The sequence below is a fragment of the Aeromonas sp. MdU4 genome (genome assembly GCF_041929505.1).
Lineage (GTDB): Bacteria > Pseudomonadota > Gammaproteobacteria > Enterobacterales > Aeromonadaceae > Aeromonas.
In genome coordinates this window covers 29,147-55,494 of record NZ_JBHFMW010000021.1, presented here as the reverse complement: position 1 = coordinate 55,494, position 26,348 = coordinate 29,147, and the positions used below count along the sequence as shown (strand labels likewise).

The 26,348-nt window shown below is 57.3% G+C and carries 21 protein-coding genes; 8 read left to right on the top strand and 13 right to left on the bottom strand.

Annotation, left to right across the window (positions count from 1 at the left end; all coding sequences use genetic code 11):
* Positions 1-62: 62 nt before the first annotated feature.
* Together ACE1BR_RS11160 and ACE1BR_RS11155 are read left to right on the top strand one after the other, a co-directional pair.
* Positions 63-1,319, top strand: a complete 1,257-nt coding sequence (locus ACE1BR_RS11160) for a winged helix-turn-helix domain-containing protein (RefSeq protein ID WP_374870245.1) — start codon at positions 63-65, stop codon at positions 1,317-1,319.
* A 49-nt stretch (positions 1,320-1,368) separates the two neighbouring features.
* Positions 1,369-2,160: a substrate-binding periplasmic protein gene (locus ACE1BR_RS11155; protein WP_374870243.1), complete on the top strand. Its 792-nt coding sequence runs from the start codon at positions 1,369-1,371 to the stop codon at positions 2,158-2,160.
* A gap of 104 nt (positions 2,161-2,264) precedes the next feature.
* On the opposite strand, the gene ACE1BR_RS11150 is transcribed toward ACE1BR_RS11155, so the two are convergent.
* The 10 genes from ACE1BR_RS11150 to mscM form a co-directional block, all read right to left on the bottom strand.
* On the bottom strand, positions 2,265-3,389 hold the full coding sequence (locus tag ACE1BR_RS11150; RefSeq protein WP_374870241.1) for a M20 family metallopeptidase: 1,125 nt from the start codon (positions 3,387-3,389) through the stop codon (positions 2,265-2,267).
* Positions 3,390-3,415: 26 nt separating this feature from the next.
* Entirely contained in the window at positions 3,416-3,883 is a 468-nt protein-coding gene (locus tag ACE1BR_RS11145; RefSeq protein ID WP_374870239.1) for a YjiG family protein, read from the bottom strand.
* Complete coding sequence (locus tag ACE1BR_RS11140; protein ID WP_374870237.1) at positions 3,880-4,611, bottom strand: nucleoside recognition domain-containing protein; 732 nt, start codon at positions 4,609-4,611, stop codon at positions 3,880-3,882. Before ACE1BR_RS11140 ends, ACE1BR_RS11145 begins: the two co-directional genes overlap by 4 nt.
* 254 nt (positions 4,612-4,865) lie before the next feature.
* Positions 4,866-5,222: a fumarate reductase subunit FrdD gene (gene frdD / locus ACE1BR_RS11135; RefSeq protein ID WP_033112665.1), complete on the bottom strand. Its 357-nt coding sequence runs from the start codon at positions 5,220-5,222 to the stop codon at positions 4,866-4,868.
* Positions 5,223-5,232: 10 nt separating this feature from the next.
* Entirely contained in the window at positions 5,233-5,631 is a 399-nt protein-coding gene (locus ACE1BR_RS11130; protein WP_042063913.1) for a fumarate reductase, read from the bottom strand.
* Between the two features lie 16 nt (positions 5,632-5,647).
* Entirely contained in the window at positions 5,648-6,382 is a 735-nt protein-coding gene (locus ACE1BR_RS11125) for a succinate dehydrogenase/fumarate reductase iron-sulfur subunit (protein WP_374870235.1), read from the bottom strand.
* On the bottom strand, positions 6,375-8,159 hold the full coding sequence (gene frdA, locus ACE1BR_RS11120; RefSeq protein ID WP_374870233.1) for a fumarate reductase (quinol) flavoprotein subunit: 1,785 nt from the start codon (positions 8,157-8,159) through the stop codon (positions 6,375-6,377). Before frdA ends, ACE1BR_RS11125 begins: the two co-directional genes overlap by 8 nt.
* 511 nt (positions 8,160-8,670) lie before the next feature.
* Positions 8,671-10,548, bottom strand: coding sequence for a methyl-accepting chemotaxis protein (locus ACE1BR_RS11115; protein WP_374870231.1), 1,878 nt, complete (start codon positions 10,546-10,548; stop codon positions 8,671-8,673).
* Positions 10,549-10,700: 152 nt separating this feature from the next.
* Complete coding sequence (locus ACE1BR_RS11110) at positions 10,701-11,384, bottom strand: glycerophosphodiester phosphodiesterase (protein WP_374870229.1); 684 nt, start codon at positions 11,382-11,384, stop codon at positions 10,701-10,703.
* A 24-nt stretch (positions 11,385-11,408) separates the two neighbouring features.
* On the bottom strand, positions 11,409-14,690 hold the full coding sequence (mscM, locus tag ACE1BR_RS11105; protein ID WP_374870227.1) for a miniconductance mechanosensitive channel MscM: 3,282 nt from the start codon (positions 14,688-14,690) through the stop codon (positions 11,409-11,411).
* 159 nt (positions 14,691-14,849) lie between these two features.
* Here mscM and ACE1BR_RS11100 point away from each other — a divergent pair, with 159 nt between their 5' ends.
* Positions 14,850-16,187 (top strand): MATE family efflux transporter, encoded by a 1,338-nt coding sequence (locus tag ACE1BR_RS11100; RefSeq protein ID WP_374870225.1) that lies wholly within the window; start codon positions 14,850-14,852, stop codon positions 16,185-16,187.
* 66 nt (positions 16,188-16,253) lie between these two features.
* Here the strand turns inward: ACE1BR_RS11100 and ACE1BR_RS11095 are convergent, their stop codons facing one another.
* The gene (locus tag ACE1BR_RS11095) at positions 16,254-17,075 is read right to left on the bottom strand and encodes a peptidoglycan DD-metalloendopeptidase family protein (protein WP_374870223.1); all 822 of its coding nucleotides are present in this window, start codon (positions 17,073-17,075) and stop codon (positions 16,254-16,256) included.
* Positions 17,076-17,338: 263 nt separating this feature from the next.
* Between ACE1BR_RS11095 and ACE1BR_RS11090 the strand changes: the two genes are divergently transcribed.
* On the top strand, positions 17,339-18,115 hold the full coding sequence (locus ACE1BR_RS11090; RefSeq protein WP_374870221.1) for a BPSS1780 family membrane protein: 777 nt from the start codon (positions 17,339-17,341) through the stop codon (positions 18,113-18,115).
* Positions 18,116-18,185: 70 nt separating this feature from the next.
* Here ACE1BR_RS11090 and ACE1BR_RS11085 read toward each other — a convergent pair whose 3' ends face one another.
* Positions 18,186-19,085 (bottom strand): LysR family transcriptional regulator, encoded by a 900-nt coding sequence (locus tag ACE1BR_RS11085; protein WP_374870219.1) that lies wholly within the window; start codon positions 19,083-19,085, stop codon positions 18,186-18,188.
* A 126-nt stretch (positions 19,086-19,211) separates the two neighbouring features.
* On the opposite strand from ACE1BR_RS11085, the gene ACE1BR_RS11080 reads away from it, so the two are divergent.
* The 4 genes from ACE1BR_RS11080 to oxyR all read left to right on the top strand — a co-directional run bounded on the left by ACE1BR_RS11080 (position 19,212) and on the right by oxyR (position 23,659).
* Positions 19,212-20,072, top strand: a complete 861-nt coding sequence (locus ACE1BR_RS11080; protein WP_374870217.1) for a Vmh family MBL fold metallo-hydrolase — start codon at positions 19,212-19,214, stop codon at positions 20,070-20,072.
* 74 nt (positions 20,073-20,146) lie between these two features.
* Entirely contained in the window at positions 20,147-20,791 is a 645-nt protein-coding gene (locus tag ACE1BR_RS11075) for a DsbA family protein (RefSeq protein ID WP_374870216.1), read from the top strand.
* Positions 20,792-20,965: 174 nt separating this feature from the next.
* On the top strand, positions 20,966-22,606 hold the full coding sequence (locus tag ACE1BR_RS11070; protein WP_374870214.1) for a methyl-accepting chemotaxis protein: 1,641 nt from the start codon (positions 20,966-20,968) through the stop codon (positions 22,604-22,606).
* Positions 22,607-22,762: 156 nt separating this feature from the next.
* Complete coding sequence (gene oxyR, locus ACE1BR_RS11065; protein WP_374870212.1) at positions 22,763-23,659, top strand: DNA-binding transcriptional regulator OxyR; 897 nt, start codon at positions 22,763-22,765, stop codon at positions 23,657-23,659.
* Positions 23,660-23,709: 50 nt separating this feature from the next.
* Here the strand turns inward: oxyR and ACE1BR_RS11060 are convergent, their stop codons facing one another.
* Positions 23,710-26,184, bottom strand: a complete 2,475-nt coding sequence (locus ACE1BR_RS11060; protein WP_374870210.1) for a penicillin-binding protein 1A — start codon at positions 26,182-26,184, stop codon at positions 23,710-23,712.
* Positions 26,185-26,348 lie beyond the last annotated feature (164 nt).

Genomic DNA, 26,348 nt, shown 5'->3' with positions numbered 1-26,348 from the left:
CCCCCAGTTTTTTGGCCACCAGCCGGGCATGCTGATGGCCAGATACCAAGGAGTGGTTGTTGATGTCGATTACCCATTTGTCACTGCAAGATGCCCGCCATCTGCAACTGGCGGCGCAGGGGCTGCTCGCCCCCCGTCGCAGCAAGGCGACCCCGGCCGATCTGCTGGCCACCATCCGCCGCATGGCGCTGCTGCAGATCGATACCATCTCGGTGGTGGCGCGCAGCCCCTATCTGGTGCTCTTTAGCCGCCTTGGTCACTATGATCCGCGCTGGCTCGATCAACTGCTGGCCGACGGTGATCTGTTCGAATATTGGGCCCACGAGGCCTGTTTTGTGCCCCGCGAGGATTACCGGCTGTTGCGCCACCGGATGCTCGATCCGGTTGCCATGGGCTGGAAATTTTCGGCCCAGTGGCTTGCCACTCACCGGCAGGAGATCGATCAGCTGATCGAGCAGATCCGTCAGCATGGCCCGGTACGGGCGGCCGATTTTGAGCGCAAAGAGGGGAAGGGCAATGGCTGGTGGGACTGGAAGCCGGAGAAACGCCATCTGGAGGTGCTCTTTACCACCGGTCAGCTGATGGTGCGGGAGCGGCGCAATTTTCAACGGGTCTATGACTTGGCCGAGCGGGTCATCCCCGAGTGGCGTGACGAGCGGGATCTGCCGAGCGTCGAGCAGGCGCAGCGGGATATGGTACGCGCCAGCTGCCGGGCGCTGGGGCTGGTCAAAGCTGGCTGGGTGGCGGATTACTACCGGCTGCGACGCGGCAAATACGACGCACATCTCCATCAGCTGGCGGACGAGGGGGAGCTATTGCCGGTGCGGGTCGAGGGGTGGCAGCACGGTGCCTTTGTGCACGCATCCCTGGCCGATGAGTTGGCAAGGGTGCAGGCGGGTTGTCTCAAGGCGACCCACACTGCGGCTCTCTCGCCGTTCGATCCGCTGGTATGGGATCGCAAACGAGCCAGTGAGTTGTTCAACTTCGACTATCGCATCGAGTGCTATACCCCGGCGCCCAAGCGTCAGTACGGCTACTTCGTGTTGCCGCTGCTGCATCGCGGCAAGCTGTTGGGCAGGATGGATGCCAAGGCCCATCGCCAGCAGGGGATCTTCGAGATCAAGAGCCTCTATCTGGAAGCCGGGGTGAGAGTGACCCGCCAGCTTGCGCAGGATTTGGCGAAGGTCTTGCGCAAGCTGGCGGATTGGCATCTGACGCCAACACTGCACTATGGCGCTATTCCAACCCCTTTGTTGGCATTATGGCAATCAGGGGTTGTGGAAGGGCACGAAGAAGGGGAGCCAGCTGCGCTGGACTAATCTGCACAGTAACATGCTGCAAGATGATGGCATGAGTGGGGAGAGAGGGATGAGACGAACCCGATTGCTGCTGGCAGGGCTGGGCCTTGCCATGCTGATACCGGCGAGCTTTGCCAGAGGGGCAGAGAAGCCGGTGCAGATCTGTCTGGGGGAGGGCAACGAGTGGGCACCCTTCACCTATTGGGAGCGCAAGGATGGCGTGCCTGATACCAGCCGACTGACCGGTTCGGCCACCACGCTGGTGCTTGATGCCCTTAAAAAGAGCGGCTTGTCCCACCAGATCCGCTATCTGCCCTGGGCGCGAGTGCAACAGGAGCTGGCGGATTATCGCCAGAATGGTCTGTGCGAGCTGACCTGGGATGCCAGCTACAAGCCGGAGCGCGCCGAGTTTGCCTTCTACAGCGTGCCGCTCTACTACACCCATCTCGGTTTCTTCTATCTCAAGCGCCGCTATCCTGAAGCGCCTGATCTGCAGACGGTCAACAGTTCGCGGGTATGCGGCGTGATTGGCTATAACTATGCCCCCTACGGTCTGGCGCAGGAGCCACGCCGGGTCAAGCAGTTGCAACAGGCGCTCGACATGCTGGGGCGGGATCGCTGCGATTTTCTGCCAAGCGAGATTGAGCCGCTGGTCGGCGGGCTAACCCTTGGCATCTACCAGAGCGAACCCGGTCTGCTCAATCTCGCCCTGCCAAGTCGCAAGGGATTCTATCTGCTGGTCAGCAAGGGGTCGCCTCGCTCCTACGAGTTGGTGACGCGCCTCAATCAGGAGCTGGTGGCATTTCAGGAGCAGGGTCATGCGGAGGAAGTGATGCGCCGATTCCTGCCGCCGATGGAGTAACCACGAAGCGCGGTAGCTACTTAGAGGGCACAGCTCAAAAAAGGGCCAGTCGGTACAAACCGGCTGGCCCTCTGTGTTATTGGATTATGTTACTGAGTGAGTCGTCAAGCCGCCAGACGGGTCAGCACCTTCACCAGCAGCTCGATCCGTGGCGCAATGCTGGCCAACTCGAGATACTCCTCGTCACTGTGGAAACCGGCGCCGATGGGGCCCAGGCCATCCAGCGTTGGAATGCCGAGGGCGGCGGTGAGGTTGGCATCGGAGCCGCCTCCTACCTCCTGCCAGCGAATGGGTAGCCCCAGTTCGGCCCCGCACTCTTCAACCAGTGCCATCAGCGCCTGAGTGCCTTCTGACGGTACCATGGCCGGTTTGTGCGCCTCGCGGGTCAGCTGGATGGTGACGCCATCCAGATGCGGCCGCTCGGCCAGGGTCAGCAGATGATCGTTGATCTGGCTGTACTCCTGATTGTCCCAGAAGCGCACATCCACCACCGCGCTGGCGTGGGCTGGCACTATGTTGGCGCCATTGCCTCCCTCGACGATACCGATGTTGAGGGTGGTGCCGCTCTCGAAGTTGGTCAATGCGTTGATGGCGAGGATCCAGTTGCCCAACTCGGTGATGGCGCTGCGCCCTTTCTGCGGTTCGTTACCGGCGTGGGCCGCCTTGCCGCTGAAGTCGATGCGATAGCGTGCCATCCCCTTGCGGGCCTTGACCAGCGAGCCATCGGCGCGGGCTGCTTCGGCCACCAGCACCTGTCTGGCCTGCTTGGCCACCGCTGCCAGCCAGTTGCTGGAGTGGAGGGAGCCAATCTCCTCGTCCGGGTTCATGCAGACGCAGATGCTCAGGCGATCGCGCACATCGCCGGGCAGGGCACGCAGGGCATAGACGATGTTGAGCAGACCCGATTTCATGTCGGAGACGCCTGGCCCGTAGGCGCGCTCGCCATCGACACTCATCGGGCGTTCGGCTGCGGTGCCGACCGGGAAGACGGTATCCATATGACCGATCAGCATGATGTCGATCTGCTCAGCCTGTGGCTGGTTGCGGATCTCCAGCCCGACCCCGGCGATGCCGCAATCGACCCGTTTGATCTGCCAGCCGCCCATCGCCTCATATTTGGCGGCCATCTGCTCGGCGACCGCCGCAATACCTGGCTGATGCAGGGTACCGCAATCCAGATTGATCAGAGGGGCCAGCTCGGCCAGATATTGATCCAAAGAAAAAGTCATTGTTTGCTCCGCTATCAGGTCCGGGGTCACAGGATGATGTTCATTACCAGCATGGCGCCAAAGGCGTTGAGCACCGAGATGGCGATCATGACCGGGATATAGCGTCCTTCGGTGCCGATGCAACCGAGGATGCGGCCCATGTACTGCACTTGTGAGCCCATCAGGTAGATGGCCGGTGCCAGAATGGCGATGTGAGTGCCGTTGAGGATGCCCTGATCGAACAGGGTGATCACCACGCCGACCGCACCACCCATCGACATCCAGGCACCGATCAGCACGGCTGCCGCTTCACCGGGCAGGCCGAAAATCGCCATGATGGGGGAGAAGATGGCGCCCATGGCGTCCAGTGCGCCGGTGATCTGCAGCGCCTTGATAATAACGAAGGCCATCAGCACGTTGGGAACGGTAGAAGTGGTGGCGATGACCCAGCCCTTTTTGGCCCCTTCGACGAAGATATCGGTGACGATGGGTTTCTTGACGTTGGCCTGGCTCATTTGGCTTGCTCCTGAGTGGTGAGGGTTTGATCGCGCTTGTTGTTGTCGGCACTCTTGCCTTCGATGAGGTTGAGATAGACCCGGAACAGGTTGGCGCCGATAAACTTGAAGACGAACATCACGGCGACCGCCAGCCCGATGGAGGAGCTGACCGCCTGGGTGCCGTCAGCCAGGGTCAGGGTGAAGAGCACGGCGCCGGAGGAGAAGAAGTTGACGATGGTGGCGCCAGCAGAGAACTGGAACATGGTGAAAACATCGGTCTCGCGCTGGGTGATGAGACCTTCATCCTTGAGCTGGCGAGTCATGGCTGCACCCGCATCGGTACTTTGCAGCGAGGCGATCAGGGCGAGGCCGGTGTTGCCCGGGATCCCCATCAGCGGGCGCAGCAGCGGAGTGAGCAGCTTGCGGGCGGCATCCAGTGCGCCGTAGTGCTCCAGCACATTGATCATACCGAGGGCAAACATCACGGTGGGGATCAGGGTCAGGGCGAACAGGAAGCCATCGCGGGCGCCGTTGCCCCCTTTACCGCGCATGTCGGTCATCGCCGTTTTGATGCCATCCCCGTTTTCGCTAACGCTCTGCACCATGGTGCCGAACGAGCCGTTCAGCGTGGTGAAGTCAAATACTCCGTACCACTGGTTGGACTGCAGCAGCCCGGAGAAGAAGACCACGGCAAAGGCCAGTGCCAGGTAACAGCCGATCGTCACCGGACGGTTTTTTTCACTCATAAGTAGCTCCGTATGAATAATTATTTAATCAATCAAATTATGATTGATGTAGCTGTCAATTATTTGATGATGGTCAAGGAGCACTGCTGATATGCGGGGTTACGTTGGTGATATGTGAGGATGATCGTCATCTGGAAAGAAGAAGATCCGGTTTTTGTTTAATTTGTTTAAAAAGTCAGCGACAAGGATGCGTGGGGACGCGGCAATAAAAAACCGGGCACTTGGCCCGGTTTGTTTAATCAGTTGCGTTGTGATTACTGGAGTACCAGCACCATCAGCAGACCGACGGTAATGGCGGATACCAGGAAGGCAAAGCCATAAAACACATAGTGGTGCAGCTTGGTAGTGTGGATCCCCAGGTCATGCAGACCGTGGTAGATACGGTGCATGCCGTGCCAGATTGGCAGCGCGATGATCACCAGCAGGATGCAGGCACCCCACCAAGAGCTGGCAAACGCGAGGACGCGGTCATAGCTCATGGTCTCTACGTCCATGATACCCATGGGTACCAGCAGACCGGTGATGAGGACAATGACCGGCAGCAGCATGGCAACGACCATGCCACCCGCACCAAACAGACCCCAGTAAATTGGTTCGTCAGAACGTCTCATTGTTTTCTCCTCAGGCCACGATGATCAGGACAAGCAGGGACACCACCGCCAGCGCCACATACTGGGCGAGAACGATCGGCTTCTCCGGTACCAGGTCTTCACCACGGAAGATACGCATGGCTTTCGGCGCCAGGGCGAACCAGGTTTTGGCATGGAACAGGCACGCCGCCAGGGCAATGACATGGAACAGGATGGCGATCGGGCTTTGCAGGGACTCCAGCCAGCCGTTGAACGCTTCCTGACCTTGAACCAGGCGCATCAGACCCCACATCAGCACAACGGCGTAGATGGAGACGAAGATACTGGTGCCTTCACGGATCATGTAACCGGTGTAGAAGGCATTCTTCAGCCACCAGTCTTTTTTCATTTCGCGGACGTAAGGTTTACGTTTGCTATTGGTGTTGTTCATGGTCTCAATCCTGCTCTCAATCTGGCTTGAACATGGCGATCATGTAGTCCTTGGCGCTCTCGACCTTGCCAAGCTGGATGGCTGCGGCCGGGTCTACGCCTTTCGGGCACACGTCAGAGCAGTAACCCACAAAGGTACAGCCCCAGACGCCTTCGTCCTGACTGATGATCCGCATCCGCTCTTTGGCACCTGCATCACGGTTGTCGACGTTGTAGCGATAGGCCAGAGCCAGTGCCGCCGGACCGGTGAACTTCTTGTTGATGCCGTACTGCGGGCAGGCCGCGTAGCAGAGACCACAGTTGATGCACTGGGAGAACTGCTTGTACTTCGCCATATCCGCCGGAGTCTGGATGTACTCGCCATCGCACAGGCTGCGTGGCTCGGACGGGATGATGTACGGCTTGATGCTCTCCAGCTTCTCGATGAAGTCGGACATATCGACTACCAGATCGCGCTCGATCGGGAAGTTGTTGAGCGGCTCGACAGTCATCTTGCCCGGCAGGTAGTCGCGCAGGAACGCCTTGCAACCCAGCTTGGGCACACCGTTGACCATCATGCCGCAGGAGCCGCAGATCGCCATCCGGCAGGACCAGCGGAAGCTCAGGGTAGAGTCCAGGTGATCCTTGATGTACTGCAGGGCATCCAGCAGAGACATCTCTCTCTGGTATGGCACCTGGAAGGTTTGCATCCAGGGCTCGTTATCCTGTTCCGGACGGTAGCGCAGGATTTCAATCTCAATCATCTCAGCCATTCTTCTTAGCCTCGTCTTGTTTCTCACCCTCGGAACCGTACACGCGTTTTGCCGGTTGGGATTTAGTGATCTTCACATCGGAGTAATCGATGGTCGGGGACTCTTCCGGTGCATAGAAGGAGAGAGTGTGCTTGAGGAAGTTCACGTCATCACGCTCTTCATAACCGTCCAGACGCTGGTGGGAACCGCGGGACTCTTTCCGGTTGATGGCGGAGTGCGCCATGGCTTCGGCAACGTCCAGCATGTAACCCAGTTCGATGGCGTACAGCAGATCGGTGTTGAAGACAGAGGACTTGTCGTTGATTTTGACCTTTTTGTAACGGGCTTTCAGCTCGTTGATCTTGTCGATGGTGCCCTGCATCAGCTCTTCGGTACGGTAGATACCGACACCGGCTTCCATGGACATGCCCAGCTCATTGCGGATGTCGGCCGGGTTTTCGGTACCGTCTATGTCCATCAAAGAGAGGTGCTGCTTGATGAGTGCCTCGGCCTTGGCGGCCAGAGCTTCGGTGTTGCCATGCTTCTGAGTCTTGGCAAATTCACCTGCCTGCTCACCTGCCAGTTTGCCGAATACCACGATCTCGGACAGGGAGTTGGAACCCAGACGGTTGGCTCCGTGCAGACCGACGGAGGCACATTCGCCAGCGGCGTAGAGGCCAGCCAGGCGGGTGGCACACTTGTTGTCAGTCTCGATACCACCCATGGTGTAGTGGGCAGTTGGACGTACCGGGATCGGTTCTTTGGCCGGATCCACGTTGACATAGGCTTTGGCCAGTTCGCAGATGAACGGCAGACGCTCTTTCAGGTACTTCTCGCCAAGGTGACGCAGGTCGAGGTGAACTACATCGCCCATCGGGCCCTGAATGACGCGGCCTTTCTGCTGCTCTTGCCAGAATGCCTGGGAAACACGGTCGCGCGGACCCAGTTCCATGTATTTGCTCTTCGGCTGGCCGATCGGAGTTTCCGGGCCCAAGCCATAGTCTTGCAGGTAGCGGTAGCCATCCTTGTTGAGCAGGACGCCACCCTCACCACGACAACCTTCGGTCATCAGGATGCCGGTACCCGGCAGACCGGTCGGGTGATACTGGACGAACTCCATGTCACGCAGCGGAACGCCGTGACGGTAGGCCAGCGCCATGCCGTCACCGGTCACGATGCCGCCGTTGGTGTTGTAACGGTAAACACGACCTGCACCGCCAGTTGCCAGGATCACGGATTTGGCCTGGATGAAGCGGGTGATGCCGTTCTGGATGTCAAAGGTCAGAACGCCCTGAACGCGACCATCGTCCACGATCAGATCAAGACAGAAGTGCTCGTCGAAGCGCTTGATGCTCGGGTATTTGACGGAAGTCTGGAACAGGGTGTGCAGAATGTGGAAACCGGACTTGTCAGCGGCGAACCAGGTACGGGGAACCTTCATGCCACCAAACGGACGCACGTTGGCTTTGCCATCCGGCTTGCGGCTCCAGGGGCAACCCCAATGCTCCAGCTGGATCATCTCTTTGGTTGCGTTGTTGACGAAGTAATCGACAACGTCCTGCTCACACAGCCAGTCACCACCGGAGACGGTGTCGTTGAAGTGGTTTTCGAGGGAGTCGTCATCACGGACGACACCGGCGGCGCCACCTTCGGCAGCTACCGTGTGGCTGCGCATCGGATAAACCTTGGAAATCAGGGCGATTTCCAGGTCTGGCTGTGATTCGGCTATAGCGATAGCGGCGCGTAAGCCGGTACCGCCAGCACCGATGATGGCCACATCGGTCTTGATAATATCCACATCTGCCTCCTTAGGGATAGATTTGCTGGGCACGATTTTGCTCTATGAAAAAAATTCAGGCTTGATGCAAGTCAAACTGCTAGGTTTTATTCTATTTTTATTGGTTATTTTTCTATAAAACACCCAAATTCCTAGATGAAAATGTCGTAATTATCGCCATTTTTTGGTGTTGTTGAGCAGTCTAACACCTTGCTACGAGTACTTTAACTTCAGGATTGTACGTAGTTTTCTTTCAGCAAAATGCGAATTACCTCTCTTTTTGGGTACTCTAGAAAAAAATTTTAAGTTTTTTATTAAAATTTTTTAATGAGAATTATTGGTGTTTAGTGTTTTGGGTTAAAAAAAGTAATTCGAAATGAGCTGCAGAGAGGAAGGGGGCAACAGAAAAACCAGCGGTTTGATGAGGATAATCTGGCGTGGGTTCTAGACGGGTATTATTAGATTACTCACTGATAATTAAGCGCAATTTAGAAAATTAAAGGGGCCTGTCCGGCCCCTTGCTTCATCATGTTCAAATGCGGAACATGCCAACCTGATTACTCAATTCACCCGAAATATTTTTAAGTTGTTCAGAGAGATGGCGTGAACTGTCGGCATCTACCGCCAGTTCGTCGGAGACATCTTTCACCGCCTGGATATTACGGCTGACCTCGTCGGTCACCGCCCGCTGCTCCTCGGCGGCGCTGGAGATCTGGGTCGCCATGTCGGAGATTTGGTTGATGGACGCAGTGATCTGTTCCAGCGCCTGGGTGGCGTTATTGGCGTCATCCACACTGTTCTGAGCCAGCAATTGCCCTTCGTGCATAGTACTGACCGCACCCTGGGTGTTGCGCTGCAACGTTTCGATCATGCTGCGGATTTCGACGGTGGAACTGTGGGTACGCTGCGACAGCACCCGTACTTCATCTGCTACCACCGCAAAGCCACGTCCCTGCTCGCCAGCTCGTGCTGCCTCAATGGCGGCGTTCAATGCCAGCAGGTTGGTCTGCTCGGCAATGCCCTGAATGGTAGAGAGGATGGTGTTGATCTCCTGAGCATTCTTCTCCAGTTCCTGAATGATGTTGGAAGCCTGCTCAACCTGGGTGGCCAGGTCAGTGATGGAGCGCTGGTTACGGGCAATCACCTGCTTACCATGCTCGCAACTGCTACTGGAGGAGCGGGCTGCATCTGCTGTCTGCTCGGCATTGCTGGCCACTTCGACGGCAGTGGCTGACATCTCGTGCACCGCGGTGGCGATCTGGGAGATCTCGTTTTGTTGGCGTGCCAGCCCATGATTGGCTTTTTCCGCCATGCTGTGGGAGGACTTGGCTTGCTGGTTCAATTGGCCGGAGGAGTTGGAGATATCCTGCACCATCACATGGATCCGGTCGATGAAGGTGTTAACGTGTTTAGCGACCGCGCCTACCTCATCTTCCCGTTCAATCTTGATACGGCGAGTCAAATCGCCGTTACCCCGTGACAGGTCTGCAATCGCCTCACCCAGAACTTTCAGCGGAGCGAGCGAACCATTGATGGCCACGTAGGAGAAACCGGCCACGATAAGAATGGTGATAAGTCCCTGGATCAGGGCGGAGGTCACCATACGTTGAACCGATTGGTAGGCAATATCCGCGTCCACCATCATGCCGTAATACCAGTCGGTATTGGGGATCTGGTTGAAGTCGTACACCACATTTTTGCCGCTGATAACATCCTCGTTGATCATGCCGTCGTGGGCGACTTGATTGATGTAGGATGCGGTCATGTCAGGAGCCAGCTGAGAGGTTGGCTTGAGCGACAACGAGGCATCTGGATGGGCAATAATGGTGCCGTTGCTGTCAACCAGCATGGCGTAGGTACCTTCGGTGGTCGTCGACAGAATATCCGTGATAAGGGCGCTGATCGATACGTCGCCAGCGATGACCCCCTGGGTACTGCCACGCTGGAATGGCTCGGCAATGGTGACGATCAGCTGACCGGTGCTGATATCGGCGTAAGGGGCGGTGACAACCATTTTGCCAGCGGCCATAGCATCCTTGTACCAGGGCCGTTGCCGCGGGTCATAACCGGCAGGCAGGTTGGTGGGTTTGCTCTGGATCATCTTGCCATCAGTTGTGCCTGCGTAGACCAGATCGAACCCCCCTGCATTCATGGTCTGAGCAAGGGCGCTGATGGGCTCGGGCTCTTTGGCAAAAGCCTCCTTGGTGGAGGAGATCATGCTCATCCGGGCATCCAGCCAGCGGGAGATTCCTTTGACGTTTGCCATGGAGCTTTCATCGATACTGCTCCAGACTAATCGCTCGGTTTCGCTACGAAGCTGCGAGGTGTTGTACCAGACCTGCAGGCCGGTGATCACCAGAATGATGATGCCGATAGCCAGGACCAGTTTGTTTTTAATCGATAAGTTCATAGTTACATCCTTGTGGGCGTCAGTCTGAGTGTTTGGAAACTAATTATTGTTATGAGCCTGTTCTTATCGGCTGAAGTTGAACTCTTTGTATCCCGGTCAGCAATTTAAAGTTAGTGCCTAAATCGGTGCTTATCCATATGTGTATCGTTTCCTCATGATGCCAGGAAACGATCCGGCCTATTGGTAAAGATTCCATCAACCCCCATATTGGCCAATTTTTCACAATCATCAGGATAATCAACGGTATAAACCAGAACCTTTAAACCACGCCGATGCGCATCTGCAACCAGACTCTGGTCAACGAAATCCACGTCGCAATTGAGTGACCAGGCTCCCAGCTGTTCGGCAAACTGCGCCAGTTTGAACGGCAGGTTGGCGGTAAGTGCACCGAGCCGGATATCGGGTCGCAAGGCGGCAAAACGTGCCAGCTCCGGATGATGGAAGGAGGATACTACCCACTGGTTGGTGGCAAATCCGAGCTTTGCTTCTGCCTGTCTGGTGAGTTCGGCGACCCCCGCCGCGGTATCTGTCCCTTTGAGCTCGATATGCAGCTCGCAGCGTCCGGCGATGAGCTCCATCACCTGCCACAGGGTCGGAATGACTTCCCCTTCTCCGGCATCGAGTTGCTCTAGGTAGGAGCGAGATTGTTCTGTTAGCACACCCTTGCCATTGGTACAGCGCTCCAGGCGCCGGTCGTGGAATACCCACAACTCACCATCGGCACTCTGGACATCGATCTCGATCGCCTTGGCATCCAGCTCCAATGCCCTAGCTATTGCCTTCAGGGTATTCTCCGGAGCCAGGCCGCTGGCGCCACGGTGGGCAATAATCTGCATATTTTGCTCCTTTTACCTCGCGGGTCAGCCCCGGCTCAGGTGAATGTCGATCTGTTGATGGGGCAGGGTCAGCCCCTGCTGCTGCATCTTCTCCAGCACCAGCGAGTGCACTTCGTGGGTGATGGGCATCCGGTGATCCATGTTGTTGACGTAGAGGCGGATCTCGTAGATCAGCGCCGAGTCGGTGAATTCGATCAGGAAGACCTCGGGGGTCGGCGTTTCCAGCACCAGAGTGGAGGCCTGGATCGACTCTTCCAGAATGCGCTGCACCAGTTTTGGATCCCGGGTCAGGCCGATCCGGATCCGCAGTTTGACCCGGGTGATGGCGTCGGAGAGCGACCAGTTGATGAACTGCTCGGTAATGAAGGCCTTGTTGGGAACGATAATCTCCTTGCGATCCCAATCCACTATAGTGGTCGCGCGGGTTTTGATCTTGGTGACTGTGCCGGTGAGCTCGCGGATGGTGACGGTATCGCCGAGCCGGATCGGCTTTTCGAACAGGATGATGAGGCCGGAGACAAAGTTGGCGAAGATCTCCTGCAGGCCAAAGCCCAAGCCAACCGAGAGGGCCGCGACCAGCCACTGGGTCTTGGACCAGTCGATGCCGAGCATGGAAAAACCGGTGAGGGTGCCGATCAGGATCACCAGATACTTGCTGGTCGTCGTCAGAGCAAAGCCGGTGCCGGGGGAGAGGCTCAGGTGCTGCAACAGCGTCAGCTCCATCAACCCAGGCAAATTGCGGGCGGTGACCACGGTCAGGATGAAGACGAAGGCGGTGAGCATCAGATCCTGCAACGTAATGGCAGAGAGTTGCTCGATGCCGCCAATCTTGTTGCTTACCTGCCACACCTCAATATTGCTGAGGAAGCTGAAGGCGGAGTTGAGATCAGACCATTGCACCACCACCAGCATGGTGAAGCCCAGCATCAACAGGGTGCGGATCAACCCCAGCGATTGGGCGCTGAGGGTATCAAGATCCAGTTCTGTCTCTTCTACCACATCGGGGATCTCCGAACTCAGATCCTCCTGATGTTCGTCACGGCCGCGCTGGGCCAGGATCTCGGCCCGTTTGCTCTTGGCGCGATCGAAGGCGAGGCGGCGGCGCTGGATCAGCATCCAGCGTCTGGCGAGGTAGTAGGCGAGCAGACCGCCAAGTCCCATCAGCAGACTCAGCTCCAGTTGGCGCAGTAGAACGCGTGATGTGTAGAAGTAGCCAAACAGGGTGGCGATGACAGCCAGTAGCGGGGCCAGCATCAGGCTGTTCCAGATGAAGTGGTGGAGCAGGTGGGGTTTGGTCATATCGCTCTGCCCCCAAGTGATCGGTAGTCTTTCCCGGTTTAGGCGGGCGAAGAAGAGCAACAGCCAGAGGGCGCCGATAATAAAGGCTATCCTCCCCAGCGAGTCGTAGAAGGCGTGCTCCTGATAGCTGTTAGCCATCCCCTGCACGAAGAAGCTCGGGATCAGCACCAGCAGCAGGGTACGAAACTGCCCCCACACTTTCTGTACTTGCTCTTTTGGCCAGCGGAAGTGGTGGATCAGGATCCCCTTCTCAAGAGTGAGATGGCGGGCCAGCAGCAGGGCCAGCAGCAGAAACCAGATCTCGCCAAGACCACGGGCGATGGCAACCGCAAACGGGTACTGCCAGGCCGTGCCCAGCAGGCCCCGACCCATCACTACCATGGCGGGTAGTGGCAGAGCTGCAATCAGGGTACGTAGTAGCAGGCGGCTGGTGAGACTGAACTTGTCTTGGGTCACTTTACCAATCCGCGGTGCGATGTAATCGCAGTATTGAGTCAGATGGCGCGCCAGCTTGAACCAACTCCAGGCCAACACCAAGAGTCCCAGCGTGGCCAGTGTCAAGCTCAGAGGCGTGTTTTCGGCGATGGCATGGGGAACCTGCAGCCAGTTGTCCGGGTTGAAGGCGAGCGCCAGAGCGGCGGGAATGCCGAGCATGACCTGCGGCGTGAGCGGGCGCACGTCAGGTAGCCAAAACAGATGGCTGGCACTGAGTTCACGGATCTCGTCGATCTTGCTGTTGCGATGGCTATAGAGCAGTTTGAGGCGGGTCTGCTCCTGAATAAGGGTGTCGGAGGCATCATTGAGTCGGGTCAACAACTGGCGACGAGCCTTGAGCAGGTTGTCGAGCACTGCCAGTTGTGGACGATCGAGCGTCACGCCCTCATCGGTCAGCAACTGATCCCGAAGTTCGCGAGGGTCTTTGAGATTATCCTGCTCGGTTTCGTACTGGTTCTTGGTCATACGGGCGTTGACGATGGCAGACTCCAGCTTGTCGAGCGGGAAGTAGGCGGGCAGGTCGGATAGTTTGCTGCGCAGGTTTTCGCCATAGGCATTGCTTATCTGCAGCCACTCCAGCTGTTCCCTGACCGAGTTCACCAGATCATTGAGCTCAAACAGATTCTTGTCGACGCTGCGCTGCTCGTCCTGTACTTCCTCGATCTGCTCCTCTAGCCTGCTGAGTTGAATGGAGAGTGCCTGATTCTGCTGTTGCTGCTCCTGCAACAGGGGCATATCGCTGGAGAGCTGTTTGCGCAGCCGTTCGCTTTCGGCGAGAGCCTGTTCGGTCTTCTCACGGCGCAACTGGTTCTGTTGTGTCATGAGGCTTGCTTGCCACTCATCCTCGTCGGCAATCGCCAGATTGATCTCCTGCAACTTGAGTTTGCCCAGATCATTGCGTTGCTGGGCCGAGAGTTGATCCAGCTCCAGCATCTGGATCCGGTCGGAGAGGCTTCGCTCCTTGATCCTGGTCAGCAGCAGTTGTGCCTCTTGCAGCCGATCCGATTCGCTACTGAAGTTGAGTCGCTCCAGCTGGCTACGGGTCATTTGCAACTGTTTGCGCAGATCATCCACCCGCAGGTGATAATCCTGCCCTGTGCTCTCCAGCTGATTGAGGCTGTCCATGATGTTCTGGCGCTCTTTGCGTAGCATCATCTGGCGATTGCTGCTCAGACCAATGGCCTGGCGCAGGTTCTCCTCCTTGAGGCTGGAGAGAGCAGGACGGCTCTGTGGCTGGTAGTTATGCAGCTTATCCTTCAGGCGGGCCGACTCCTTGGGATAGTCGATCAGGATCTGTTGATAGGCCTTGCTCTGTTCCCGATAGCGTTCAGCTTCTCTGGCAAATTGCAGCGCCTGCTGATAGCTCTCGCGCAGTTTCTGGTTTTCCGGGGTATCGCTTTTGGGCACGCTTTGCAGCAGGGACTCGGCCTGGGCAATGGCATCGTCGGCCTGTACTGCTGGGGGTAGCAGAGTGAGGGAGAGCAGCAGAAGTGTGAGCAGGCGTTGCAACATGAAACACGTGTCCGTTCATCAGAGGGTGGCCCTAGCCTAAAGCAGGGGCCGAAACGGGTAAAGTGTTACATATTAATGATTTGTAACATAAATAACGGGTGATCCGGACCCGATTTGGCTATTATTCTCGCCGTTTCCCCCCTCTTTGTTGAGCATGTTATGTCCGCAGTCGATCTGGGCTCAGCCCCTCTTTCCCGCCTGTTCTGGCGCTATGTCACGCCGACCGTGGCCGCCATGCTGGTCACTGGCATCTATGTCACCATAGATGGCATTTTTGTCGGCCATATTCTGGGACAGGATGGTCTGGCCGGGCTGATGCTTGCCTATCCCATTTGTGCGGTGCTGTATGCCGTCGGTGCGCTGATCGGGATGGGCTCCTCATCGCTCGCCTCTTTCTATCTCGGCAAGGGAGAGCAAAAACGGGCGCGCCATATTGTTGGCAATGCGCTGGTGATGGTGCTGGTGGTTGCAGCTGTACTCGCCTTTATCGGCATCAACTATGGGGGGGCAATGTTGGCCTGGATGGGGGCGGAAGGGGAGATATTCACCGCCGGACTCGCCTATCTGCAGTGGTACGCCTGGCTCGGGGTGTTTGCCGTGCTCTCGATGGCCTTCACCGCTCTGCTGCGCAATGACGGGCGTCCCGGGCTGACAACCTGGATCCTGGTCGGGGGTGGCTTGCTCAACGTGCTGCTCGACTATCTGCTGATGGCCGTCATTCCCTGGGGGCTGGCTGGTGCAGCGATTGCCACCATGCTCTCTCAGGCCGTCACCGGTGGCCTCTGTTTGTGGCACTTCTTTACTCCGCGCAGCAAGCTGCGTATCGGCTGGGATACTTTGCTGCCCGACTGGCAGCTGATGCTGGAAACCGTGAAGCTCGGCTTCTCCAGCTTCCTGATGTACCTCTACCTTTCAGTGGTGCTGGCGTTGCACAACAAGGCGTTGCTTGCCGTGGGCACCTCATTGCATGTCGCTGCCTACGGGGTGATCAGCTATACCGAGGCCTTCTTCTATCTCATCTTTGAGGGGATCGCCATGGGGATCCAGCCCATCGCCAGCTTCAATGCGGGTGCGGGCCAGTGGCAGCGCGTGTTGCGGGTACGCAATCTGGCGCTCGGAGTAACATTGGGGATCGCCCTGTGCGGCATGATACCGCTCTACCTATGGCCGGAAGGGGCGGTTTATCTGTTTGCTGGCGACAACGCCACCTTGTTGCCGGTGGCGAGCCTCGGGATCTGGCTCTACTTCTGGGGCCTGCCGATGGAAGGCTTGCTGCTGGTGGGAGCGACCTATTTCCAGGCCATCAACCGTGCCCGTATTGCCTCCTTGCTCACCGGTGGCAAGCTGGTGCTGATCGGCGGCTTCTTGTGGGGGTTCTCGACCCTGTGGGGTGTGCCCGGCGTCTGGCTGGCGTTGCCGACCTGCAGTTCGTTGCTGGTGCTGGTGATGTGGCGGGCGATGCGTCGGGAGTCCGGGGACCACGCGCTGGCCGGGTAGGCAATCAGGTGCAGATAGCAGACAGGCAGCCATGGGCTGCCTGTTTTGTTATCTGGCTCTGCCGATTCAGGGCTTGAAGGCCCCGATAAAGATGGCGGGATCGACCCGGGTATCATTGAGGCTGACGTTCCAGTGCATATGAGGACCGGTGGCGCGACCGGTCGAACCAACACGACCGACAATGCCGCCGCGCGGCAGGTTTTGACCCAGCTTCACATCGATTTTCGACATGTGGCAGAACATGCTGATGAGCCCCTGACCGTGGTCGACAAAGACGGTATTGCCGTTGAAGAAGTAGTTGCCAATCAGGATCACCTTGCCGGCGGCGGGGGATTTGATCGGGGTACCGGTGCCGACGGCGAAGTCGAGACCCGAGTGGGGGTTGCGCTCCTCGCCATTGAAGAAGCGGCGCAGGCCAAACGGGCTCGACAGTGGGCCATCGACCGGCTTGTCGAACATCAGGTTACTCGGCTGATTGGGGCTGAAGGTCTGGTAGGCGCGGGTCTGCTCGGCCAGTTCGCGGTTGATGCGGGCCATGTCCTCGGCGAGCGGGTTGACCTGACGATTGTTCTTGAGCTTGATGTGCTGCTCGCGATAGTGCTTCGGCGTGACGGTGAAGACGAGAGTGCGGCCATCGCTTGTGGTCAGTTGCTGGGTACCAAGCGGGCTCTTGAGGGAGATGCCGACGATGGCGATCCACTGACCATCTTCCTGCACGACCAGTACGGGCTTGCCCTGATAATGGGCTTGTGGCGCGGGGGATGCCTTGCCAAGGGGGATGACTGCCACGCCACCCGGCACCGGATGGTTGAGCAGACGGCTGATAAAACCTTCGGCAAGCGCCGACTGGCTGGCCAGCAATAACAACAGACAACACACAACTCTCATGACGATACCACTCGCTGTTAAAACGCCTCTGATGGAGGAAAGTGCGCCCCGTGGGCTGGCTGATTGGCCTGCGGGCGCAGGGAGACGATTTTGCCCTCTCCGTGTGGATGCAGCCAGTGCCGGGTGGTGAAAAGTGCAGGTAATCGGGGCTGACTGCGTCAGGTTTTATGTCGCGGACCATTCGCTTCGCCATTGAGTCACTGGTGCCCAGCCTCTAGAATCGGCATCCGGCACTGATGCCACCGATATTCCGAGGAGACGACATGAATGGATTATCCCCTTTGCGCCAAGCACCGGCACGCCACCCACTCAGCCGTGGCTGGGTCTGGGTGCGCAGCGGGTTCGATATCTTCAACAAGGGGATGGGTGCCAGCGTCGCCATGGTGGTGTTCTGGTTTGGTGTCGGCATGGTGCTCGACTTGTTGCCAGCCGGTGGGCTGCTCTCCCAACTGCTCTACATGGTGTGGGGCGCTGGTTGGGCTGTGGTCGCTGCCAGGGGATACCGGGGCGAAGCGCTCAAATTCAACGACCTCTTTGCCGGTTTTCGTCACAAACTGACGCCGCTGATGCTGGGCGGTCTGCTTGTATTGGCTCTCTTTACCCTGATTGGGCTGGTTTGTGTGGGATTGCTCTCCATGTGGGGTCTGCTCTCGGTGCTGACCCAGGATCCCGATAGCATGGTGGTATCGGCCCTGCAGGTGCAGCAGTTGCTGATCGTGTTGCTGGTGGGGATGATGCTGGTTATTCCAGTGCTGATGGCGGTCACTTTCGCTCCGGCTCTCATCTATTTCCACGACGTCGGTATTTTGCAGGCGGCTCGTCTCAGCTTTGCCGGTTGCTGGCGCAACATGTGGCCCTTCTTCTGGTGGGGGATCCTCTGTGCCATCCTGCTGCTGTTTGGCGCTGTGCTGCTACTGGTTGGTCTGTTGGTGGTGATACCGGCGCTCAACTACTCCATCTATGTGGCGTACCGCGACATCTTCGTCGATGAAGAGGGGGAGGTGACGCCTCCGGTTACCCCGTTTGGGTTTGAAGCCTGATGCAGCATTGAGTAAAGCTGTGCTGGATAGAAGGGGCCCTCTGCGGCCCCTTCTGCATTGCTGGATGTTTTCACTCCCGCCAAAGCGGGTCGGCCGCCATGCGGGCCAGCAGGAAATCGAGGAAGCTGCGCAGCAGCGGTGACATCTGTTTTCGGGTGGCATACACCCCGTAAACGCCGAGTCGCTTGGGCTGCCACTGGGTCAGCAGAGGGATCAGTTCCCCCCGTTCCAGATAGGGTTGGGCCGAGTAGCGCGGTTGCAGGCTGATCCCGGCGCCGCCCAAGGTTGCCTCCAGCAGCAGGTTAGAGATGTTGGCACTCAGGTTGCCGCTGACCGGCACCGACTCGGGGCCATCCTGGCCGTTGAACTCCCACAGACTCTTGCCGAAGTAGGTGTAGGTGAGGCAGTTGTGCAGCGCCAGATCCTGCACCTGTTGCGGCGCTGGGTGGTTGGCCAGATAGGTCGGACTGGCGCAGACCACCGAGTGGCAGGTGCCAAGGCGGCGAGCCACCAGATTGGGGTCGAGATCATTGGTGATACGCACGGCCAGATCGATCCGCTCCTCCACCAGATTGACGGTTCTATCCAGCAGCAGGATATCGATGGCGGTGCCCGGATATTGCGCCAGATAGTCGTTGGCTGCGCCAACCAGCAAGGCTTCCGAGAGGGAGTAGCTGCTGGTGAGCCGCAGTTGTCCCTTGGGGGCGTCATCCCCCTTCACGGCTATCTGCTCCATCTCCTCTCCCAGCGCCAGCATGGCGCGGGCCCGGTTCAGTGCCTCCTCGCCCGGCCCGGTCAGGCTGAGACGCCGGGTGGTGCGGTGCAGCAACCGGGCGCCCATCCAGCTCTCCAGCTCGGCCAGATAGCGCGACACCATGGCACGCGACATATCCAGTTTCTCGCCGGCGCCGCTCAGGCTCCCCTGTTCGACTACGCTGACGAAGACCCGCAATGCGGTCAGTCGATCCATGTATGGCTCTCTATATGTTCGATATGTGCAACAGTGATGCGCTTTTTACGCTGTATTTGCACCTTATGTGATCCAATACACTGTGTCCATCAAATGACCCCCCGAATATTTAATGAGGAATAGATGATGAACCGCACCCTGATCCGCAACCTGACTTTGGCAACCACCCTGCTGAGCGGCGTCGCGCTGGCCGCGCCGCTGAGCGTGACCGTCTACAACCCTGGCGAGAAGGCGATCTTCCCGGTCTCCTCCTCACTGGTAACCGGTGACAAAGAGGCAATCCTGATCGATGCCCAGTTCGACGTGCAGAATGGTCAGGCGCTGGTCGACATGATCAAGAAGAGCGGCAAGCAGTTGACCACTGTCTATATCAGTGCCGGCGATCCCGACTTCTACTTCGGTCTGGAACCTGTGCTGGCCGCCTTCCCCAGTGTGAAGGTGCTGGCCGACCAGCACGTGGTCGATCACATCAAGGAGACCAAGGATGCCAAACTGGCTTACTGGGGACCGATCCTGGGCAAAGGTGCACCGAAGAGCCTGACCGTGCCGCAAGTGATAACTGCTAGCCACCTGACGCTGGATGGCCAGAAGATCGAAATTAAAGAGATGAACACCCCGAATGCCTACCTCTGGGCCCCTTCCATCAAGACCGCTTTTGGTGGTGTGCCGGTCTACCATGGTGTGCATGTCTGGATGGCAGACAGCCAGACCAAAGCGGCCCGCAGCAACTGGGTTCAGGCTCTTGACAAGCTGCTGGCGCTGAAACCCGAGCGGGTAGTGCCGGGCCACTTCCTGGGTGCTGAACCGAAAGGGAGCGAAGCGGTGACCTTTACCCGCGGCTATGTGCAGCGTTTCGAGCAAGAGCTGGCCAAGGCGAAGAACTCCGGCCAACTGATCGATAGCTTGAAGAAGGCCTATCCCTCGCTGCCGGTTGACGATGGTCTGGCCATCGGAGCCAAGGTCAATACCGGTGAGATGAAGTGGTAAGCCACTGAACCTGCACTCCGTGCGTTGTTTACCGGGCCTGATGGCCCGGTTTGTTAGCCAAGATTGAAGTGAGAATGAAGATGAACGAACAGCCAACAACCCTCCATTATGTCTATGACCCGCTTTGTGGCTGGTGCTACGGCGCAGCCCCTCTGTTGCTGGCGGCAGCAGGTATCCCCGGGCTCAAGATCGAGCTGCATGCGGGTGGTCTCTGGCTTGGCAGCCGCCGTCAGCCAATGGGCGAGGCATTGCGTGATTATGTGCGCCCCTATGATCAGCGGATCGAAGCACTGACCGGCCAACATTTTGGCGAGCGTTACTTCAACGACTTGTTGCTGCGGGAAGGGTGTCTGCTGGACTCCGAGCCGCCGATCCGTGCGGTCCTTGCTGTTACCGCACTGGGTGGCGATGGCCTGACCATGCTGCACCGGATCCAGCAATCCCACTATCGGGATGGGCTCTGGATTGGAACGCCGGAATTTCTTGTCACGCTGGCGGCAGAGCAGGGCATCGTGGCCGAGGCATTCCTGCAAGCCTATCTGCAGGCCCCCCTTCTGCAACATCTGGCAGATAGTCAGGGATGGCTTAAGCAACTGGGCGGCCAGGGTTATCCCACGTTGGGGTTGACTCGTCATGGCCGGGTGACCCCTATCCGCATTGCCGACTTCTTGGGAGACCTGGATGGATTTCGTCAGCATCTTATAACCTTGAAGAAGTGACTATTTTTCTGAATGAAAGGCCGGGGGGCTTCAGGAGTCGAGGCTTGGGCCGATAGCCAAGCACGCACAGAAACGATATGAAATCCTTCCGTTTTCTATGTGCAGGCTATGCTCTATATGACCATTCCCGAGGGATGTTGCGGGAGTGAAGACTCATTTCAAGGAAGCCCTTATATGTTCAAAAACATGTCTATCGGCCAAAAGTTGAGTGCCGGATTTGCCATTCTGGCTCTGCTGGTTCTGGGCTTGGCGTGGTTTTCAATTAGTCAGCTAGCAAAGCTTTATGGTGATACCGAGACCATCACCACCAATATGCTGCCTTCGACCCGTTATGCCAGCCAGATGCATATCGCCATTTTGGATGCTCGGCGTTCCGAGCTGGCTCAGGTGATAGGTGGGCTTAACAAGGATAATCAGGAGGTGAGTGAACGGACGCTGACCTTTAACAAGGCCAAGCAGGAGTTTGATCTTGCGGCCCAGAAATACGGTGCTTTGCCCTTTACGACCGATGAAGAGAAACAGACCTATGAGCAGCTGTTAAGTGCGGGAGCCAAGTATTTTGTGGTGCATGAAGAGCTGATGAACGCATTTGCAACGGGTGATTTGGATCGTGTCAGAAGTTTGCGTAAAAACGAGACCCGTGTCGCGTTGGAAGAGGCTGGCTCCAAGTCGCTGCGACTGCGGGAAATCAATAACGAGATCGCCGAGCGGATGACAAAAGATGTGGCCAATCTCTACGACAGTGCCAGAACCATGAGCATTATCGTGAGCCTGGTGACCCTGGGTTTTGTAGTGGTGATTGCCTGGTTGCTGACCGGTCAGATCCGCAACCCGGTGATGGCGCTGCTGGAGCAGACTCGCAGGGTCTCCTCTGGTGATCTGACTTCCCGCATCGATATGCAGCAGTTCAATAATGATGAGTTGGGCACGTTGGCCAAAGGGTTTGGCGAGATGCAGACCAATTTGCGTACACTGGTCAGTGAAGTTTCTGGATCGGTGGTGCAATTGAGCTCGGCTGCTGAAGAGATCAGTTCGGTCGCCAGCCAGTCAGCCAACAACATGCATGCCCAGCAACACGAGCTGAACCAGTTGGCTACGGCGATGAACGAGATGCAGGCCACCGTTCAGGAGGTATCTCGCAATACCAGTGATGCCGCCAGTGCAGCGACCTCGGCCAGCGAGACAGCAGAGCTTGGCGCTAAGACTGTCAATGATTCCATTCAACGTATCGAGCGTGTGGCCGGGGCGATAGAGAGCACCGCCGTGGTGATCCGCCAGCTGGGGGACGATAGCCGCAATATCGGTATGGTGCTGGAGGTGATCCGCGGCATTGCCGAACAGACCAACCTGCTGGCACTGAACGCAGCTATTGAAGCGGCTCGAGCTGGTGAACAGGGACGAGGTTTTGCTGTCGTTGCCGATGAGGTGCGCACTCTGGCGAAACGAACCCAGGACTCTACCTCCCAGATCAATACCATCATTGCCGAGTTGCAGCAGCGTGCTGAACAGGCAGGCAGTACCATGCAACAGAGCCAGGAGCTGATGAATACCACTGTCTCTACCGCTCGGGAAGCCGGGGAGTCTATTTCCCAGATCAGTGGCTCGGTGAGCAGCATTTCCCACATGAATATCCAGATTGCGACTGCGACGGAGGAGCAGGGGGCAGTCAGTGAGGAGCTCAACCGTAACGTGGTTAATATCAGCCATGCTTCAGAAGAGGTAGCTGCCGGTGCTACCCAGATGGCCCAGGCATGTAATGAGCTGAACCATCTGGCAACCCAGTTGCAGGATATGGTACGTCGCTTCAGGGTGTGATTTTTCGTTAAGCTGACAAGCCCGATCGCCGCAAGGTTATCGGGCTTTTTCTATTGGAGGTGTGGCTGGCGGGTTATCAGGTCTGGAAGATGGCTTGTCCCACAGGGTGATATTGTGCATGCTGATGACCCGTTTGCCTGGCAGGACTCTTGCTGTATGAATCTTCGCGATCTTGAATATTTGGTGGCGCTGGATGAGGAAAAGCATTTTCGCAAGGCGGCCGAGCGCTGTTTTGTTAGCCAACCAACCCTGAGTGGTCAACTGCGCAAACTTGAGGATGAGCTTGGGGTTATTCTTATCGAACGCACCTCCCGCAAGGTGCTGTTTACTCCGGCGGGTGATGCCATGGCTCATCAGGCGCGTCGGGTGCTCAAGGAGGTGCGTGAGCTGAAAGGCATTGGCCAGCACTTCTCCGAGCCGATGTCCGGGGAGATCCACATTGGTTTCATCCCGACCGTTGGCCCCTATCTGTTGCCACGAATTATTCAAACTTTGCGTGAAAGCTTTCCCCAGCTCGAGTTCTATCTCTATGAGGAGCAGACCCAGACTTTGTTGAAGAGGCTGGAGGAGGGAGAGCTGGATTGTGTCATCCTGGCCGAGATGGATGGCATGGAAGGGTTTGGTTCAATTCAGCTATACCATGAGCCGATGTGGCTGGCGGTACCTTGTCATCATCCGGAAGCCAAGGCCAGGCAGGTGCCGCTAGGCAATTTAAAGGGAAAAAAACTGTTGATGCTGGCCGATGGGCACTGTCTGCGTGATCAGGCGATGGGGTTCTGTTTTGCCGGTGGTATCGGTGAAGATCAACGCTTCAAGGGCACCAGTCTTGAGACCCTGCGCAACATGGTAGCAGCAGGCAGTGGTATGACCTTGATCCCGCAATTGGCGGTACCTGCCGATCATGATGAGGGTGGGGTAAGCTATCGGCCTGTCATCGATCCGGTACCTGGGCGGACCATCTCGCTGCTCTATCGCCACTACTCGGTGCGTCGCCCCTGTTTCAACGAGCTGGCCGCCTCGATAGCTACGTTGATGACCAAACAGTTGGCCTAATAAAAAAACCGGCAGCCAAGGCTGCCGGTTTTTTCTGCTGCGAGAGCAGCTTAGAAGATATCGTCGGTAGAGACAGGCCCTTCCACATCGGGATTGTCCCCACCATAGACCTGATTGCCATCCGAGCTGGGGGTGGCATAACGGGTTGGCTCGGTCCCCTCCTTGAAGTATTCGTCGGTGCCGCCACCGGCAGACAACAGACCGGTTTCGCTGTCGATTTTGACCGTCATAATCCCCTCGGGAACCGGCATCTTGTTCTCCGGTAGCTTCTTCAAGGCAACTTTCATGAAGTCGATCCAGATAGGTTGCGCTGCACCACCGCCAAATTCCGCACGACCCAAGCCACGTTGGTGGTTGTCAAAACCAATCCAGGAAGTTGCCACAATATCCGGGGTATAGCCGGAGAACCAGGCATCACGGGATTCGTTGGTCGTACCGGTTTTGCCGGAGATATCGTGACGTTTGAGGTCACGGGCGGCACGCCAGCCAGTACCGCGCCAGCCGTTGCCACCCCAGATCGCGGTGCTCAGGGTATCGGTGATCAGGAATGAGCTCTGGGCACTGATGGTATGAGGGGCGATCGCCGGAGTGGTGGACGTCAGCACGCCATTCTGCGCCGAACCCTCTGTAGTCGGTGTCGCGGCCGATGGGGTTTCTTGTCCGACGGTTTGCTGTTCACAAGTGGTGCACGCAATCGCAGGATTGGCCTGATACAGGGTGTTTTCCAGGCTGTCGGTGACTTTATCAATAAAGTACGGGGTAACCAGGAAGCCACCGTTGGCCAGCACCGAGTAACCACGCACCACCTCGAGAGGGGTGAATTCGGCTGCTCCCAGCGCCAGCGACTCATGGGGAGAGATGAAGTCGCGGGGGAAACCAAAGCGGGTCAGACCGTCGATATAGGTATCCAGACCGATGGCGCGCATCAGTCGTACCGACATCACGTTTTTGGATTTGGCCAGACCCAGGCGCAGTGGAGTCGGGCCGTCATAGACGGCAGGGGAGTTCTTGGGCTGCCACATGGGCCCTTTTGACGGATCCCACTGGTTGATGGGGGCATCATTGATCAGCGATGCCAGGGTATAGCCATGCTCCAGCGCGGTGGCATAGAGGAAAGGCTTGATGTTGGAACCGATCTGACGACGCGCCTGATCCACCCGGTTGAATTTGGACAGTTCGAAGCTGAAACCACCGACCAGCGCTTCCAATGCACCATTTTTCGGGTTCATGGCCACCAGCGCGGCGTTAACGTCCGGGATCTGGGCCAACAGGAGCGACTCACCTTGTTCCCGCACCCAGATTTGGGCGCCGACTTTCAGTACATCGCGCGCTGATTTCGGGGCATAACTCTGACGGTCATCAGTGATAAATGAGCGGGCCCATTTGATTCCGTCCCAGCCCAGCTCGGCTTCCTTGCCATTTTTCAATACCAAGGTTGCGCTGCGGTCGCCTAGTTTGGTGACAACAGCCGCTATCAGTGGGTCATAGGTGGGTTGATTACTCAGATGGGTGAGGATCTGTTCGTAATCCCAGCTGGTTTCTCCCGCTTTCCACAGTTGTGCGGTCGGACCGCGATAACCGTGGCGCATATCGTAGGCAAAGACCCCATCCAGCAGAGCTTGTCTGGCTGCCCGTTGACGTTCGGCAGAGACCGTAGTGTAGACGTGCAGACCCATGGTGTAGGCATCTTCCCCGAACTGTTCCACCATCTTCTGGCGAACCATCTCGCCAAGATAGGGGGCGTTCAGGGTCACTTCGGCGCCGTGATAGCGAGCCTTGATCGGCATCTTGGATGCTTCGTCAAACTGGGCTTGGGTGATCTTGCCGGTTTCCAGCATCCGGCCCAGTACTACATTGCGGCGAGCAAAGGCGCGCTCGGGGGAGCGGATCGGGTTGAGCATGGATGGCGCTTTGGGCAGACCGGCGATAATGGCGATCTCGTCCAGTCCCAGATCCTTCACCTCTTTGCCGAAGTAGACCTGAGCGGCAGCACCGATGCCGAAGGAGCGGTAACCAAGCGGGATCTTGTTGAGGTAAAGCTCTAGGATCTCGTCTTTGGAGAGATTTTGCTCGATCCGCCAAGCCAGGAATACTTCCTTTATCTTGCGGACGATGGTTTTTTCATTGCTCAGAAAGAAGTTACGTGCAACCTGCTGGGTAATGGTACTGGCGCCCTGGCGAGCGTGACCGGACACTGCCCAGACTGAGGCAGCCCGAATGATACCAATCGGGTCTATACCCGGGTGTTCATAGAAACGGGCATCTTCGGTCGCCAGTACGGCATCGATCATGGATTGGGGAATTTCGTCCAGACGCAACGGTATGCGACGAATTTCGCCATATTGGGCGATCAACTCCCCATCCCGGCTGTATACCCGCATCGGGGTCGCCAGTTTGACATCACGTAGTGCTGTGACATCGGGCAGTTGGGGTTTGATATAAAAGTAGATACCGATGAGGCTGGCGACACCCAGCACTGCACCCAGCATCATGACAATAAACAGGCGAACGAGCCATTTCAGCATGGAAGAACTACCAATCGTCTTAAAATTAGCCAACGGGCGCAGAGTATAGCCCTTTTGCCAGCTGGAATTCGAGGTTTTCCTGTGGCGGGCTGCCCACCGAAAAGGATGGGAGAGGTTAGCACTACAGTGCGCAATAACCAAGGCTCTCGCCCTTGAGGAAGAAA

Coding starts and splice junctions, on each gene's coding strand:
- ACE1BR_RS11080 (WP_374870217.1), top strand. CDS start 19,212: ATGAACCGCACCCTGATCCGCAACCTGACTTTGGCAACCACCCTGCTG.
- ACE1BR_RS11160 (WP_374870245.1), top strand. CDS start 63: ATGTCGATTACCCATTTGTCACTGCAAGATGCCCGCCATCTGCAACTG.
- frdD (WP_033112665.1), bottom strand. CDS start 5,222: ATGAGACGTTCTGACGAACCAATTTACTGGGGTCTGTTTGGTGCGGGT.
- ACE1BR_RS11085 (WP_374870219.1), bottom strand. CDS start 19,085: ATGGATCGACTGACCGCATTGCGGGTCTTCGTCAGCGTAGTCGAACAG.
- ACE1BR_RS11145 (WP_374870239.1), bottom strand. CDS start 3,883: ATGAGCCAGGCCAACGTCAAGAAACCCATCGTCACCGATATCTTCGTC.
- ACE1BR_RS11150 (WP_374870241.1), bottom strand. CDS start 3,389: ATGACTTTTTCTTTGGATCAATATCTGGCCGAGCTGGCCCCTCTGATC.
- ACE1BR_RS11140 (WP_374870237.1), bottom strand. CDS start 4,611: ATGAGTGAAAAAAACCGTCCGGTGACGATCGGCTGTTACCTGGCACTG.
- ACE1BR_RS11060 (WP_374870210.1), bottom strand. CDS start 26,184: ATGCTGAAATGGCTCGTTCGCCTGTTTATTGTCATGATGCTGGGTGCA.
- ACE1BR_RS11090 (WP_374870221.1), top strand. CDS start 17,339: ATGAATGGATTATCCCCTTTGCGCCAAGCACCGGCACGCCACCCACTC.
- ACE1BR_RS11115 (WP_374870231.1), bottom strand. CDS start 10,548: ATGAACTTATCGATTAAAAACAAACTGGTCCTGGCTATCGGCATCATC.
- ACE1BR_RS11130 (WP_042063913.1), bottom strand. CDS start 5,631: ATGAACAACACCAATAGCAAACGTAAACCTTACGTCCGCGAAATGAAA.
- mscM (WP_374870227.1), bottom strand. CDS start 14,690: ATGTTGCAACGCCTGCTCACACTTCTGCTGCTCTCCCTCACTCTGCTA.
- ACE1BR_RS11125 (WP_374870235.1), bottom strand. CDS start 6,382: ATGGCTGAGATGATTGAGATTGAAATCCTGCGCTACCGTCCGGAACAG.
- ACE1BR_RS11075 (WP_374870216.1), top strand. CDS start 20,147: ATGAAGATGAACGAACAGCCAACAACCCTCCATTATGTCTATGACCCG.
- ACE1BR_RS11100 (WP_374870225.1), top strand. CDS start 14,850: ATGTCCGCAGTCGATCTGGGCTCAGCCCCTCTTTCCCGCCTGTTCTGG.
- ACE1BR_RS11095 (WP_374870223.1), bottom strand. CDS start 17,075: ATGAGAGTTGTGTGTTGTCTGTTGTTATTGCTGGCCAGCCAGTCGGCG.
- ACE1BR_RS11070 (WP_374870214.1), top strand. CDS start 20,966: ATGTTCAAAAACATGTCTATCGGCCAAAAGTTGAGTGCCGGATTTGCC.
- oxyR (WP_374870212.1), top strand. CDS start 22,763: ATGAATCTTCGCGATCTTGAATATTTGGTGGCGCTGGATGAGGAAAAG.
- ACE1BR_RS11155 (WP_374870243.1), top strand. CDS start 1,369: ATGAGACGAACCCGATTGCTGCTGGCAGGGCTGGGCCTTGCCATGCTG.
- ACE1BR_RS11110 (WP_374870229.1), bottom strand. CDS start 11,384: ATGCAGATTATTGCCCACCGTGGCGCCAGCGGCCTGGCTCCGGAGAAT.